Consider the following 16,018-nt stretch of genomic DNA (forward strand, 5'->3'; position numbering starts at 1 on the left):
ATGGAGTTAAATCGTAAACACTCTAAACGCTGGTTTGTTCGACCAGATGGAGCAAAGAAGGTTACAGGTCAACTTAAGTATTTAACAGACTTAACTTTTCCGAATATGTTGTATGGCAGAATTCTAAGAAGCGGAATTCCTCATGCGAAAATAATGTCTATAAATACTGAAAAAGCACTAAGGTTATGCGGTGTAAGAGCTGTACTCACATATAAGGATATCCCAGGATTAAACGGATTCGGGCTGATTTTTCCGGATCAACCTGTATTTTGTAAAGATATCGTTCGCTTTGAAGGTGATGCCATAGCAGCAGTAGCTGCAGACACGGATGAAATCGCAGCTGCTGCTATAAAATTAATAGATGTGGAATATCAACCACTTACAGTAATGGACTCCCCTGAAGTTGCTCTCTCAAATGAATCTATTAGTCTACATCCTTCTGGAAATGTACTTCATCGTGCAGAGTATAAAACGATTGAAGACGATGAGATTAATCAAGTATTCTTTTCCTGCCACAACGTAATTGAAGAAACGTATCATACCCCGAGACAGATGCATGCTTATATGGAAACTGAAGGTGGAGTAGTTGTTCCAGAAAAAGATGGCAGTATCACCGTATACGCAGCTACACAGCATGGTTTTAAGGATAGGATGCAGCTTTCTAGAATACTTAATATGGACGAGAAGAACATTAGGGTAGTCTCTAGTCCTATTGGTGGATCATTTGGTGGAAAGGACGAGTTAAATGTCCAACCTTATGCTTCTTTACTTGCTCTGACTACAAATAGACCTGTGAAAATTCACCAAAAGAGAAATGATTCGGTGATTGCAGGTCTCAAACGACATCCAATGAAAATCACTATGAAAACAGGGGTAGATGAAAAAGGGAAGATCCTCGCTCACGTTGTTAGAATTGTTGCAGATACAGGTGCTTATGCCACGTTGGGGCCTGCCGTGCTTGATTTTGCAGTTGAACACGCAACAGGACCATATATTATCCCTAATGTAAATGTAGAAGGTGTTTCAGTTTATACTAATAACGGAATTTCCGGTGAATTTAGAGGATTTGGTGGTAATCAAATCACATTTGCATTGGAATCTCAATTAGACCGATTAGCCGAAAGCTTAAACATATCTCAATATGATATTAGGTTACTAAATTTAAGAAAAACAAACGATTTAGGGCCTTTAGGACAAAGAATTGTCCCAACAAACGGTGCTTTTGATGTGCTTGAACAAATTAATCATTCTTCAATCCTAAATAAACCTTTTTCACAAACTGAAAATCGGAAATTAAAAGGTTCTGGACTGGCCATTACCATGCATGGTGGCGGTTTAGGATATGGACGACCGGATCCATCTGGTGGAAGATTAGCTTTAACTAAAGAAGGAAAGATTGAGATTGCTTTTGGTTTTGAGGAAGTCGGGCAAGGGCTAATAGGTTCAATTGAGATTATGATGATTGAGGAATTAGGCTGTAGTAAGGATGATATTTCGATCGTGATTGGTGATACGGGACTAGTTCCACCCTCTGGTTCTTCCACGGCATCAAGATCTACTAATATGGCTTGGCAAGGAATCAGAACGATGAAGAATCCTTGGTTAAGAGAATTGCTCAGCAATGCATCAATCGTGACTGAAGAAAAGGTAGAGAATTTAAAAATGGGACCAGGAGGAATTTGGTCTATAGATGATGATGTTACAGTTCCAATTATTACTTATAAAAAATTAGCCCAATCGTTGATAAATCTTCCTACAATCACTAGTCAATACGATTTCCCGACAACACCTGATCCAATTGTGGGAGGTCATTATTTATATAGTTTTGGAGCTATTGCTGTTGAAGTAGAAGTAGATAAATTAACCGGAAAAGTAAAAGTGACAGATGTAGAACATACGATCGCTGCCGGCCCTGTTGTTAATCCGATGGGCTTTTTGGGACAAATTGAAGGTGGAGGAATCATGGCCTTGGGCTTCACAATCATGGAAGACTCATTAATGGACAGTGGCAAATATGTAACAAGAAATTTCGATTCTTACTTAATACCCACTATTAAAGACATCCCATCACACACAAAAGTAAATGCGATCGAAACATTAGTTGAGGGTGATCATTTCGGTCCAAGAGGAGTAGGAGAAATTGGAACAGTTGCAGTTGCTCCAGCCATTATTGCAGCTATTCATGATGCGACTGGTTATTGGGTAAATAAACTACCCATTTCACCCGAGGAAATACTTAATGCTTTAACAAAACAAAATAAAGGTTTATTTAATCAACAGTCGAAGGAGTTGATATAAATGTCAATTGAGAACCTCTCTTCACAAACAAAGAATACGACCACAATCTTGCTAAATTGTTTTATTAATGACAATGAAATAGTATTAGAGGTTCCAGCAACATACCGTTTAGTGGATATTCTTCGAAAAAAACTTGATTTGACAGGAACGAAAATTTCTTGTGAAGTCGGACGGTGTGGAGCTTGTTCAGTTTTAATGAATGGAAACTTAGTTAATTCTTGTCTATTAATGGCCTACCAAATTCAAGGGTCTAGTATTAATACTATTGAATATATGTCAAAGGAGTCCATGAATCCTATCCAACAAGCTTTTCTAGAAGAAGGTGCACTCCAATGTGGATACTGTACTCCAGGAATGGTTATGGCTTTAAAGTCATTGCTATCTACTAATCCGTCACCTAGTTTAGAAGAAATAGAAATTGCTTTATCCGGAAACCTCTGCCGTTGTACAGGGTATAACGGAATTATTAGAGCGGTTAGCCGTTATATTGAAAACTCACAATCTAGCTAAAGAATTAAAGGTGGATAATCATGAAAAAATACGATTTAGTGATTCAAAATGGTAATGTAGTGACTGACCATATTTCTAAAATGAGTATAGGTGTCAAAAATGGAGTAATAAGATATCTTTCAGAAACACCAATCCCTGTCGACGAATCTGAAAGTTTAATTGATGCTACAGGATTAACTGTTTTACCAGGTCTTATTGACTCACATGTTCACTTCAATGAGCCTGGGAGAACAGAGTGGGAAGGATTTGAAACAGGTAGTAAAAGTCTTGCTGCTGGAGGAGTAACAACTTTTTTTGATATGCCATTAAACAGTGATCCTCCAACCGTTACGAAAGAAGCCTTTTTCCAAAAGCAGGAGTTAGCTACTAGAAACTCGATTATTAATTGTGAACTATGGGGAGGTTTAGTCCCCAATAATCTGCAACAGTTAAAAGATTTAACAGAATGTGGTGTAATAGGTTTTAAAGCGTTTATGTCAGATAGTGGCATTAATGAATTTGAAGCCTGTAATGATCAAAGTTTACTACTCGGTATGAAGGAGATCTCGGAAATTGGTGGTATTTTAGCGGTACATGCTGAAAGTCAATCAATTACAAATTTTTTAGCAACGATTTTCGAACAAAATCACAAGATAACTGCCCACGAATTTTCCGAATTGAGACCCATAACCTCAGAAATTGAAGCAGTTCAAAAAATGATTTCTTTTGCAAAAATCACAGGGTGTAGATTACATATTGTGCATGTGAGTAGTAGGAAAGTAAGTGCGCTTATTGAAACAGCGAAAAAAGAAGGTGTAGATATTACTGTTGAAACCTGCCCTCATTATTTATCGCTGACAATAGATGACCTTGAAACTTTAGGTGCTATTGCTAAATGTGCTCCGCCTTTAAGGAGTTCTGAAGAAGTAGAATCATTATGGGAAGCAATACAAAATGATGAAATAGACATGATCGGATCAGATCATTCCCCATCGACACCAGATATGAAACACGGTGATTTACTTCAAGCCTGGGGAGGAATTTCAGGTGCACAAACAACACTACAAGTCCTTTTACACGAAGGTTGTTATAAACGAAATGTTTCATTAGAAAAAATTGTTCAATTAACGTCGACAAATCCCGCAAAAAGATTCAATTTATATCCCCAGAAGGGGCTAATATCACTTGGTAGTGATGCGGATTTAACAATTATTGATCCAAGTTATTCGTTTTGCTTGAAAAGAGAAGATTTATACTACAAGCATAAACAAAGTCCTTTTATTGGGAGGGAGTTAAAAGGAAAGATTCACTACACACTTGTAGGAGGGGCTATTGTGTATCAACAATAATTTTAACCTTTCAAAAGCTATTTCTAGGATTTTTTCATTGATCTAAATTGGTGATGAAAAGAACTCCTTAGAAAGGCTTTTTTTATTTTACTGAGGCGTTTTTTTTCTATTAAAACACGTATTGATATTGCTGATTATTTCACATTTGTCGAACTGTAATAGAAAATTATTTAATCATATTAAACGAGTGTAACTATAAATTTTTAAACTTTTTTGATTATATTTCAGATTTATTAGATAATTCCTTTGTGTGTTTTGAAAGAAAAGAGTATTATAGAAGTTATTAATAATTTGATAAGGAGTTTTCTTACAATGAAAGACGTTTTAATTGAAGTTAATTTAACTAAAAGCCAAAAAGTTAAACCAGATTCAGAAGGGTTAGCTTTTGGTAGGTATTTTACAGATCATATGTTTGTTATGAATTATTCGAGTGATAAAGGATGGTATGATCCCAAAATCGTTCCTTATCAGCCGATTTCATTAGATCCAGCAGCAATGGTTTTTCACTACGGCCAAACAGTTTTTGAAGGGTTAAAAGCATATTTATCTAAAAGTGGAGAAGTATTATTATTTAGACCAGAAAAGAATATGGAAAGATTAAATCTTTCAAATCAAAGATTATGTATTCCTCAAATTGATGGTGATATCGTAATCAGTGGATTAAAAAAACTTATAGAAATTGATAAGGATTGGATCCCGACAGCACAAGGTACATCTCTTTACGTTAGGCCTTTTATTATACCTACAGAGTCATTTCTAGGTGTTGCACCTTCTAAACACTACCAGTTCATAATTATTCTTTCACCTGTAGGATCTTATTACAAAGAGGGAATAAATCCAGTAAAAATCTATGTGGAAGATCAATATGTTCGTGCGGTAGCAGGTGGTACAGGTAAAGCTAAAACAGGGGGGAATTATGCCGCAAGTCTAAAAGCCCAAGAAGAGGCATCTTCAAAAGGTTTCTCACAAGTGTTATGGCTAGATGGTGTAGAAAAGAAATATATAGAAGAAGTTGGAAGCATGAATATCTTTTTTAAGATAAACGGTGAAATTATCACTCCTGCTCTAAATGAAAGTATTTTGGAGGGAATAACAAGAAATTCCGTTATCGAATTGCTTAAACATTGGGGATTAACGGTTACTGAGAAAAAGATTTCAATTGAAGATTTATTCGAATGGTATTCCGAAGGCCTTCTTGAAGAAGTTTTTGGTACAGGTACAGCTGCTGTCATTTCACCTGTTGGTGAACTGAACTGGAAGGGAAAGGAAATGCTGATTAATAATGGCAACACAGGTGAAATTGCAAAGCGTTTATATGATACGATTACAGGGATACAAAATGGTACCCAACCAGATCAGTTTGGTTGGACGATGACCATTAAAGATAACGAAAATTAATCTCAAAACACTTTGCACTTGATTCACACCTCGATAAAGCAAGCAAATAGCAAGTATATATTTTAGACGGATGCAATTTTATGCATCCGTTTTTTCTTTGTGTGATCTTAATAGTGGCATTGTACAACACCTAAAAGAACCTCCTGATTTAATAATCTCAGTAATATCTACCTCGATTACTTCATATCCCCGATTTTTCAATTCATTATTAACCTTTTTGTTTACAGGAAGGCTGAATAATTTTTTGTTACCTATTGATAATACATTCGTACCAAGAGTAAACTGCTCATCTTCAGTGACTTCTATTAATTCATAATGATTACCAAGTATTTGTATTTCCTTCTCCGTGAATGCACCAGGATAGTACAAAGCTTCCGTAGGAGAAATAATGTTAAAGACACAATCTAGATGTAAATATTTTTCAGTAAAAGGAACAGCGATCACTTCATATTCACCAAGAAGACGTTGAATATGTTCTATTGCATTACGGTTTGTCCGGTCACTTACCCCAATAAATACTTTTTTACGGTCAATTATTACATCTCCACCCTCAATTCGATCACCAATGAGGTTAAAATAGGAAATTCCTTCAGTTTCAAGCCATTTTTTTAGGATATCTTCTTCTCCTTTTCTAATATCAGCTGCCATATCGGCAACAAAAATGGTTTCTCCCAAAGTAAAACCAATATCTCGTGTAAAGACCTGTTCAGGAAATTTTGATAATGGGTCTAATAAAATCACATCTACTCCATGATTCCTTAAAGTCTTAACAAACTGGTCATGCTGTTCTAATGCCTTTTCAATATGAATGCCTTCATTTTTGAAATGTTTTTGAGTATCGTTGATTACGTCACGTATCGTCATATATTCCGGCTTACAAAGCACCACTCTAAAGAGATGATCGTATTCACTATGACATGAAGTTTTAACGTGAATATCTGTTCTTTCGGACATAATTACCTCCTACTAATTCGTTTAAAGGTAGTTTGTCCAAGAAAGGATAAATCATTAAAATTATAAGAATCAGAATTCTCTTGACTTCTTTTAAGAATCTAGGCATACTATAAAAAATAAAACGAACTATGATAAGGATTAGTATGTAGAAATTTATATGACAGAGAGTGAAGCTCTTAGCTGGAAAGCTTCATCATAATAAATCTACAGAACCTACCCTTTGAGTCCTATGGGAAAAACATAGGCGTTTAACCAACGTTAACGGTCCAAGTGGGGTATTTTTATCCAACTAAGGTGGTACCACGGAAGTATAGAGCCTTTCGTCCTTAATTTTATTAGGGATGAATGGCTCTTTTTTGTATAGGAATAGATTATTAAGAAGGAGTATAGTGATGGATAAGAAGCGAATTGTTGTAAAGATTGGTAGTAGCTCTTTAACAAACTCCAAGGGGGAGATAGATCAAGAAAAAATCATCGACCATATAAGTGCTATATCTAAATTAATGGAAGTAGGTCATGAAGTTCTACTTGTTTCATCTGGAGCAGTAGCAGCTGGGTTTAAAAAGTTAGGCTATTCTTCAAGACCAATTACGATAAAAGGGAAACAAGCTGCTGCAGCGGTAGGTCAAGGCTTATTAATACAAAAATATATTGAGTGTTTTAAGCAATTTAGAATAATCCCAGCTCAAATTTTATTAACTAGAAGCGATTTTTCAAAGCGTGAAAGCTATAGAAATGCTTTTGCTACCATTACTGAATTAATAGGTAGGAATATATTACCAATTATTAATGAAAACGACACAGTTTCAATCGAAGAATTAACCTTTGGTGATAATGACATGTTGTCTGCACTTTTGAGTGGATTAGTACATGCAGACCAACTTATAATTCTTACTGATATCAACGGCTTATATGATTCAAATCCGAAAGAAAACCCACATGCTAATAAGATATCCTCACTCGAATATATTACAGATGATCTCCTTTTAATCGCTGAAGGGACAGGATCAAAGATTGGCACAGGTGGGATGCAATCAAAATTATTGGCTGCAAAAACGGCTCTATCTTTAGGAGTAAAAGTGTTTATTGGTAAAGGGGACGGACAGAGTAAATTAGTAAATATTATGAATGGCAATGGTGATGGCACTTACATAGGATCAGATGAGCTGGGGAGTTTGAACACAGTAAAACAGTGGATTGCATTTCACTCAGAAGTGTCTGGTCAAATATATATTGATGAAGGTGCTGAAAATGCATTGATCAACGGGGGGAAAAGCCTTCTCCCTGCAGGAGTTAGCGATATAAAAGGGGTTTTCTCAAAAGGGGATGTGGTAGAAGTTTACGGGAAATATGAGCTTCTTGGAAAAGGAGAAGTCTCACTATCATCAGAAAACTTACTTAATTTTATAGAAAAAAGAACTGCCGATACTTCCACCAAATTAACAATGTCAACAGAAGTTATTCATCGAAATAAATGGGTGAAATCATTAATTTAAAGGAGTCGAATGAAGATGAATGAGATAATTATGAAAGGTCAAAAAGCGAAACAGGCAAGCTTTTCTTTAGTGAATTTCTCAACAACTGAAAAAAACTATGCTCTCAAACAAATTGCTGAACAACTTTTAATTGATCAAAATGAAATACTTTCTGAAAACCAAAAGGACATTCACCTTGGTAAACAAAATGGTCTATCTGAAAATGTTCTAGATCGAATATTATTAAATTCTAAAAGAATTAGGGATATTGTGCATGCGATTGAGTTGTTAATTGAAATGAAAGATCCGATTGGAGAAACCCTAGAAACAATTACAAAAGAAAACGGGCTACTAATAAAAAAGAATAGAGTTCCACTTGGTGTAATTGGCATGATTTATGAGGCTAGACCTAATGTAACTGTAGATGCGGCCACGTTATCACTTAAAACGGGGAATGCAGTAATCTTAAGGGGTAGTTCATCTGCAGCTTTTTCAAATAAAGCTCTTATTGCTAGTGTGCATCAAGCTTTGAAAAGAACCTCTATTCCTGTTGAGTCCATTCAGTTGATTGAAGACAATAGTAGAGAGACTGCTAAACAACTCTTTCATTTGAACGAATATTTGGATGTGTTAATACCTAGAGGGGGGAAACAACTTATTGAAACAGTGATTAGGGAAGCATCTGTCCCTGTCATAGAAACAGGAGCAGGAAATTGCCATATTTTTATTGATGAGTCAGCAGATTTAGCTATGACTAAAACAATAGTAATTAACGCAAAAACACAACGACCATCTGTATGTAATTCCGTGGAGTCACTTTTAATCGATGAGAAATGGTTTGAGACCAATGGAGCAGATCTAATAAATCTATTATTCGAACATGGCATATTAGTCATAGGTGATGAACGAGTATGTGAAATATCTTCAGAAATAAAGAAAGCAGAAGAGGAAGATTGGTACACTGAATACTTAGATTTAACTTTAAGCATCAAGATTGTTGGGTCTGTTGAAGAAGCCATTACTCATATTAATAAGTATGGAACAAAACATTCAGAAGCAATCATAACTGAAGATGATGATCGAGCATCACTATTTATGAAAAATGTTGATTCAGCTGCAGTTTATCATAATGCTTCTACTAGGTTCACTGATGGTTTTGAATTCGGCTATGGAGCTGAAATAGGTATTAGCACACAAAAATTACATGCCAGGGGTCCTATGGGCTTAAATGCATTAACATCTTCAAAGTATTTTATATATGGTCAAGGTCAAATTAGGATTTAATTGAATAGAAGCATTTTACTTGAATGAAACTAACAATAAGTGGTTAACTAGTCAATATAACTTTCTTTATTACATCTAAAGCTAGTTTCACGATCTTTGTTTTTTAACCGTCAAAAAGACAGTGGTACATAAAATTATAACCATTTAATTTGAAAACCACTTTTTCAACTTTTTACGTTCGAGTAGAAACGAATTGTTCAGAAAAAGCTTTAAGAGAGAATTACGAATGGAGAGAAGACATGGATAATCATTCATTAAAAAAAGAACAAATTATTGAAGCTTTCGAGTTTCGACATGCCACAAAACAGTTTGATCCAACTAAGAAGATTAGTGAAGAAGACTTTTCTTTTATTTTAGAAACTGGAAGGTTATCACCAAGCTCAATTGGGTTAGAGCCTTGGAAATTCTTAGTTATTGAAAATGAGCAGTTAAAAGAAAGATTGAGAGAGATTTCTTGGGGAGCACAAGGTCAGTTGCCTACTGCAAGTCATTTTGTTATCATCCTTGCAAGAACAATTAAGGATGTTAAATATGATTCAGAATATATTAAAAATCATATGATTAATGTAAAGAAGTTCCCAGAAGAATTAATGGCTAGAATTCAAGAAAGATACAAAACTTTTCAAGAATCTGATTTTAAAGTACTGGAAAACGAAAGAACGATATTTGATTGGTCATGTAAGCAATGCTATATAGCGCTCGCTAATATGATGACTGCTGCAGCTCAAATTGGAATCGATTCATGCCCGATTGAAGGGTTTGATTATGATAAAGTCTCGAATCTTTTAGATGCTGAAGGACTACTTGAGGATGGTCATTTAAACATTGCGGTGATGGTTGCTTTTGGATATCGCTCTGAGGAACCTCGTCCTAAGATACGTAAGCCGTTGAATGATATAGTGCAGTGGGTAAGGTAACAATAATCAATTATTTATGTAAATAGCTTTTTTGATTTTTCATTGTCGTTTTTGTCTACACTGAAAATAACTTTGGTTGTGGAGTTCCATGAGCTGCGATCCACTTGCTTTCCGCGGGGTGGTCCGTGAGCCTCCTCGTCGCCAGGGGCGGGCTCCTGCGGGGTCCCACGAGACCACTGGATCCCGCAGGAGTCAAGTGGCTCTTCACTCATTCCACACTTCGGAAGACCTTCATACTACATGGTGCTGCTGTAATTATCATGACGGTCTACCTGGGTTTAAGTTTTAATCACGCTTATTCAATGACAATAATAAAAGCAGGGGAGAGAGGTTTTATGAAATTAAGTATACTCGATCAGTCACCTGTTTATGAGGGATGTTCTTTTGAAGAAGCTCTAGATAAGTCCATTCAGCTAGCTCAATTAGGAGAGTCTTTAGGGTATGAGCGTTATTGGTTGACAGAGCATCATAACTTTAAAAGTTTAGCCAGTTCTGCGCCTGAGATAATCTTAGCAACGATTGGTTCAAAAACTAATAAAATACGAATCGGTTCTGGTGCAGTATTGTTACCTCATTATAAATCTTATAAGGTAGCTGAAGTTTTTAATACGCTAGCTGCTCTGTTTCCGAACCGTGTGGATATAGGAGTAGGAAGAGCACCTGGTGGATCAGCAGAAGCTACAATGGCATTATCGGATAATTATTTACAGGAAGTATATAAATTTCCACAAAAAATTCGAGAATTAATTTATTTTCTGCAATTAGAAAACCAAGAAACCAATCCATTACCTGTACCAATCCCAAACATAAAACCACAAATCTGGCTTTTAGGCACAAGCAAAAAAAGCGCTCTGCTGGCTGCTGAATATGGAGTTTCATATGCATTTGGTCAATTTATGAGTGATAAAAATGGTAGTGAAATAATAGCTGAATATATTCAAAACTTCAAATCTGAACATACAGTAAAAAGTCCTAAGGCACTAATCACAGTGAATGTGTTTTGCGCAGAAACAAAGGAAAGAGCAGATGAAGTAATGACTAATATGTATAAAAGGAAAACGGTTCAAGGTAAAATAGAAGAAAATGATATGACAGACACCATTGTCGGTGATTCAATAGAAGTGAAAGATAGGTTAGAGGAAATTAGAGCTATGCATCAAGTTGAGGAGATTATGTTAAATGTACCTTCAATAAATTATCATGATCGAATAAAAAGTTTTAAATTAATAGCAGAAGAGTTGTTATAAATCTTATGTACGAAGGAAGATGCATCTTCATCCTCGCTTCAATGATAATTGCAAAATAGGTTGAATGGTTTGCTCATTCAGAATAATCACTTTGGAAGAGTAATCAGAGTGTTCCTGATAACATAATAATAACTCATGATAAAATTCCAAAAGTTTTCTTACTATATTTATCGTGTCTTTTGAAAAAATTCCTGAACGATTACAAATAATATTTTCATATTTCTCTACAATTTTACGAGTAGATTTGAGAGTCTTTGAGAAATCCTTCATATTATATACATCACTTAGATTTGCACTGAAATAATTAATGTCTTGTTCAATATATTTATTTAAAACTGAGTTAAGGTCATGTTTTTTAATTTCTTCCTCATTGTCGTTAAAAATAAATTGATTTAGCATAATTAAATCAGATTTTAACGGTTGGTTTAAAAAACTAAGGTAAATTCTTAATGTGTTAAACGCATCGTACATTGGGTTATGCTTTTCTCCAATAAAATCCAAACCATAAAGCTGAAGAGCGTTTTCGACCGAGTATTGGTTTTTAGTTACTCTTTTAGAAAAAATCGCTTGAAAGTCAATATATCTCTTTTCAATTTTCGAAATTGTTGCTGGTGAAATCTGATGTTGCTCAGCATCTATCTTTAGTCTACATAAATCACTTTTAGACCATGAAAAGAAACGTGTTTTCTTAATTCCTCCAACCCAATCAAGAAAAAGTTCGAACACCACTGAAAAGTTATTAGCATCCACTAAATCATCATCACTAATTCCTGTTAATTGTTTACAAAACGGTGATAACGGCTTTAGTTGATTTGGACGAATATACTGGTCAAAGTATTGAATTTCTTCTGTTTTAATATCATATTTAACTGCGCCCAATCTAATACTTTCCATACTTGTAAATGTCATACCCCTATTAGAGCAAAGCATTTCAAAGTCGAAGAACACATATTGTTTCACAGTTGCCATGTTTAAATTCCCTCCTTCCTAACAGCATATTATAATAGAAATAAATATAGTATGAAACTATCAATATATTCCAAGAAAAATCCTCATAGAAAGGACGATTGATAAAATGACAGAATCTAATTTAGTCTGGTACGCTTGTTACGGTTCGAATTTGGATCGAAATCGCTTTTTATGCTACATAGAAGGAGGCAATCCAAAGGGTTCAGCAAAAAAGGAAGTGGGTTGTAAGGACAAAACACATCCTTTAGTAGAGAAGGAAATGATTATACCACATCCTTTATATTTCGCTAAAAATGCAGGGCGTTGGAATAATGGAGGTGTTGCTTTTATTGGCCATAAAGAAAGCGAGAAGGAATTCACTTTAGGCAGAATGTATTTAATCACAGCTGAGCAGTTTAAGGATGTGGTTAGGCAGGAAAATGATGATTTCAGTTTAAGTGTGAATCTTACTGATGTGATAAAGAAAAAATCAATGACTTTCAGAAAATCATGGTATGGACATATCATTAGTTTAGGGGAGGTTGAAAATTATCCAATCTTCACATTTACGGCATACTGGGATAAAGCTGATGTTCAATATCAAGTACCCTCAAATGAATATTTAGCTACAATCCTCCGTGGCTTATTAAATACGCATAAGTTAACAAATCAAGAGCTAATTGACTATATTATCGATAAGCCTGGTATCAAAGATAATTATACGTCGGATCAAATTTTAAGTTTATTAAATAAATAGCTAAGCGATGGAAATTTCGCTTAGCTATTTATTTATCTAACTACTTGGAAACACTATGAATCATATTCCTGAAAACTCGAGTAACAGAGTTATAAAAATAATAGCTATCGGTTTATCTAAGGAAAGGATTCCTTGTATTATATACTTCGTGTTACTTCTAAAAGATCATTATATTTCAAAAGTTGATCTGTTTCATTTATAAGTTTAATAAAGATTTCTGCGGTCATAATCGCATCGTTTAATGCATGATGTCTTTCTTTTTGATCAATCTGATAATATTCAACAAGCTGATCCAAAAAGTTATTATTATCAGGATAAATCCAATTAGCTAGAGCATGAGAATCAATTACTTCTGGCGAGAAATCGGGAAGCCCCCACGTTTTAATTGTCGATTGTAGAAATGGGATATCAAAGCTAGCTGGATGAGCAACTAAGACTGTCTCTTGACTAAAATCAATAAATTTCTTTAGAACCCAAGGAAAGTAGTGGCTGCTGTTAATCTCTTTATCAGTTAGTCCAGTTAGTTGTTTTATCGAGTGTGGTACCTTATCAATAGGTCTAACTACCTTATAGAATGACTCATCTCTTAGAATTTCTCCACCTCTGATTTTAACAGCTCCGACAGAGAGTACTTCATCACCTAGTTCTGGGAAAAAGCCGGTAGTTTCTAAGTCAAATACAGTAAAAGTAACTGCCGAAAGATCTTTTTCCTTTTCGATGGCTATTGTATTATTTGAAATAAAATGTAAATCGTTTTGTGTATTTCGTCGTATTTGTTTTAATTTATATTTGATCATAAATTGTTTCCAAAGATAATAATGCAGAATTTTAATATCAACAGGCATCTTAGACACCTCTTGTTCTGTTGAAGCTTATTTTTGTCGCTTGTTGCATTCGATTAGCAATTTGGATTGCTTCTTTCAATTTCCATTTATCTTCTTTTGATAAAGTAGAAAGTGCTAGTTTGTTAGTCACAGGATTATTGTCTGCCAATTGGTTAAGGTTTTGTTTAATTCGATAAAACTGTAAATAATGTAGAGCTGTTTTTGCATTTTCTACATCGCGGGGATGCATTGCATTAGACTCCTTTAATCGATGAAGTCTTTGAATAGTGTTAACTTCTTTAATTCCATATTTTATTGCATATATACGTACTGTATTAATAATTTGCATCAAACCTACTTTTTTCACGTCAATTGTCTTATTTTTTTGATTCAGATTCATAACACCAAGTGGAGTGACTGGAATTTTCCATCTTAACGAATCTTTAACAAGAAGGTACTGCAATAAATTCGAACCTCTAACCTTTTCGGTTATAAAGTTTCTTACATCCTCAGCAATGGAAAAATCACCATAGATAGGACGAAAATCGTAAAACATAGTAAACCTTTGTATTTCTTTCGCATCCAATTCTTTTTTCCAATATTGAATCTCGCTTTTCCATTGATCAATCGATTTCCTCCATGGCTCTTCCTTAGCCATAATTCCCCCTGTGCATTGTGGGAAGCCTACTTCCTCTAAATGACAGTTAACTTTCATTGTGAAAGTATGAAAATACTTTTCGATCTCTTCTGCATTTTTTAGATGGGAGTAATTATCTATAATAATTCCATTATCTTGGTCAGTATGAAATGTCTGATCTTCACGAGCTTGACTCCCCATTGTTATAAAACAGTAGTTAACAGGAGGCTTACCGTAACCTTCATTTTTCATTTCACTTTCAGTTACTTTAATTAATTGACGATACATTAAGTCATTATGTTTTGAAATGATATCTGTTATATCATAAGCATAACTTCCGTTTTCAAGTAACTCATGAATAAATGATAGAAACATAGAATTTTTATTCGAACTGTATTCTTTTAAGGCTGTAATTGAATTAGTATTCATAATTTTGAAAGATAGTTCAAGATAACTTGAATTATTAAGGTTAAGGAAGGAGTGGGGAGTTAACATACCAACGACATTCTTATTATTAACAACAGGTAGTATCTGTGTATTTTTGTATTTAAAGTATGATAATGCTTCAATAGTAAAGATATCATCCCTAACTGTAAAATATCCTTGACTCTTATACCAATTTTCTACGGTTTCATCTGGTTTGTATTTTGTAATAAAATCTAGAACCTCATTATTAGTAAGAATGCCATCAATAGTCTTTTGATCATTGCTAACGATTAATCCATTAACACCTTCAGTTCTTAATTTAATAGCTGCATCTGTCATTAATTCAGTAGGTGAGATGAATTTGGGAGAGGTCATTAAAGATTTGACCCTTGTACTTAAAAGGTTGATATTTTCATCATCACCTTGAGAAGTATTACTTTTTATTTCATTATATAAAGTTTTCATTCTTTCCCCAACGCTTTCCCAGATCACTTTAGAAAATGTAGGGTTTGACAGCATAACCGCAAAAAAACTATCTTTGTTCAATTTAAACACTTTACTGTCCTCTATTGCTTGAACAGAGAAGTTAAGTTCTCCACTAGTAAACATAACCATAATACCTACTATGTCTCCGGGATAATAATATCTGAGTGACAGTTGTTTTCCGTTTGTTTGATGTAGTATGTTTTTAGCTAAACCACTAACCAAGAAATAAATATCTAAATCTTCAATAGACTCGTCTTCGTGAAATAGAAATTCACTTTTATTGAAACTTTCCAGCTTTGATTGAGAAACAACACTTGTAAACTCATCATTCGTTAATAAATTAAATGGATAATAATCTTTAAGAATTATATCTAAATTCGGTTGTTGCACAATTACACGCCTCCTTCATTAGGATTACTTTTACGGTAACATACTTTGACGTGCCACAAAAGGGAAATGGATTTTGAAGCCTAAATCTCACAATACACAATTAATAAAAATGCAATAAAGTTGATACTTATTAGTTAGG

At 34.5% G+C, this 16,018-nt stretch carries 13 protein-coding genes and 1 other annotated feature; of the genes, 9 read left to right on the forward strand and 4 right to left on the reverse strand.

Annotated features, from left to right (window positions below; translation table 11 throughout):
* The 4 genes from pucD (at position 1) to BK579_RS14155 (ending at position 5,534) form a co-directional block, all read left to right on the forward strand.
* Positions 1–2,298, forward strand: a complete 2,298-nt coding sequence (gene pucD, locus BK579_RS14140) for a xanthine dehydrogenase subunit D (protein ID WP_078546483.1) — start codon at positions 1–3, stop codon at positions 2,296–2,298.
* On the forward strand, positions 2,299–2,808 hold the full coding sequence (locus tag BK579_RS14145) for a (2Fe-2S)-binding protein (protein ID WP_078546485.1): 510 nt from the start codon (positions 2,299–2,301) through the stop codon (positions 2,806–2,808).
* Positions 2,809–2,828: 20 nt separating this feature from the next.
* Positions 2,829–4,136, forward strand: a complete 1,308-nt coding sequence (allB, locus tag BK579_RS14150) for an allantoinase AllB (RefSeq protein ID WP_078546487.1) — start codon at positions 2,829–2,831, stop codon at positions 4,134–4,136.
* Between the two features lie 312 nt (positions 4,137–4,448).
* Positions 4,449–5,534, forward strand: coding sequence for a branched-chain amino acid aminotransferase (locus BK579_RS14155; protein ID WP_078546489.1), 1,086 nt, complete (start codon positions 4,449–4,451; stop codon positions 5,532–5,534).
* A gap of 78 nt (positions 5,535–5,612) precedes the next feature.
* Here the strand turns inward: BK579_RS14155 and BK579_RS14160 are convergent, their stop codons facing one another.
* Positions 5,613–6,488, reverse strand: coding sequence for a dimethylarginine dimethylaminohydrolase family protein (locus BK579_RS14160; protein ID WP_078546491.1), 876 nt, complete (start codon positions 6,486–6,488; stop codon positions 5,613–5,615).
* Between the two features lie 119 nt (positions 6,489–6,607).
* Positions 6,608–6,819 (forward strand) — a binding site (T-box leader).
* 61 nt (positions 6,820–6,880) lie between these two features.
* Between BK579_RS14160 and proB the strand changes: the two genes are divergently transcribed.
* From proB to BK579_RS14180, 4 genes are all read left to right on the forward strand, one after another.
* Complete coding sequence (gene proB / locus BK579_RS14165) at positions 6,881–7,984, forward strand: glutamate 5-kinase (RefSeq protein ID WP_078546493.1); 1,104 nt, start codon at positions 6,881–6,883, stop codon at positions 7,982–7,984.
* Between the two features lie 15 nt (positions 7,985–7,999).
* Entirely contained in the window at positions 8,000–9,247 is a 1,248-nt protein-coding gene (locus BK579_RS14170) for a glutamate-5-semialdehyde dehydrogenase (protein ID WP_078546495.1), read from the forward strand.
* 239 nt (positions 9,248–9,486) lie between these two features.
* The gene (locus tag BK579_RS14175) at positions 9,487–10,164 is read left to right on the forward strand and encodes an NAD(P)H-dependent oxidoreductase (protein ID WP_078546497.1); all 678 of its coding nucleotides are present in this window, start codon (positions 9,487–9,489) and stop codon (positions 10,162–10,164) included.
* Between the two features lie 335 nt (positions 10,165–10,499).
* Positions 10,500–11,411, forward strand: coding sequence for an MsnO8 family LLM class oxidoreductase (locus BK579_RS14180; RefSeq protein WP_078546499.1), 912 nt, complete (start codon positions 10,500–10,502; stop codon positions 11,409–11,411).
* A gap of 27 nt (positions 11,412–11,438) precedes the next feature.
* Here the strand turns inward: BK579_RS14180 and BK579_RS14185 are convergent, their stop codons facing one another.
* Positions 11,439–12,380, reverse strand: coding sequence for a 3'-5' exonuclease (locus BK579_RS14185; protein ID WP_078546501.1), 942 nt, complete (start codon positions 12,378–12,380; stop codon positions 11,439–11,441).
* A 106-nt stretch (positions 12,381–12,486) separates the two neighbouring features.
* Here BK579_RS14185 and BK579_RS14190 point away from each other — a divergent pair, with 106 nt between their 5' ends.
* Positions 12,487–13,116, forward strand: a complete 630-nt coding sequence (locus BK579_RS14190; RefSeq protein WP_078546503.1) for a hypothetical protein — start codon at positions 12,487–12,489, stop codon at positions 13,114–13,116.
* Positions 13,117–13,253: 137 nt separating this feature from the next.
* On the opposite strand, the gene BK579_RS14195 is transcribed toward BK579_RS14190, so the two are convergent.
* Both BK579_RS14195 and BK579_RS14200 read right to left on the reverse strand, forming a co-directional pair.
* Positions 13,254–13,961: a 3'-5' exonuclease gene (locus BK579_RS14195; RefSeq protein WP_078546505.1), complete on the reverse strand. Its 708-nt coding sequence runs from the start codon at positions 13,959–13,961 to the stop codon at positions 13,254–13,256.
* Position 13,962: 1 nt separating this feature from the next.
* Positions 13,963–15,879 carry a DUF294 nucleotidyltransferase-like domain-containing protein gene (locus BK579_RS14200; RefSeq protein WP_078546507.1) on the reverse strand — a complete coding sequence of 639 codons (1,917 nt, stop codon included), beginning with the start codon at positions 15,877–15,879 and terminating at the stop codon, positions 13,963–13,965.
* Positions 15,880–16,018: the final 139 nt, after the last annotated feature.

The sequence above is a fragment of the Litchfieldia alkalitelluris genome (assembly GCF_002019645.1).
Taxonomy (GTDB): domain Bacteria; phylum Bacillota; class Bacilli; order Bacillales; family Bacillaceae_L; genus Litchfieldia; species Litchfieldia alkalitelluris.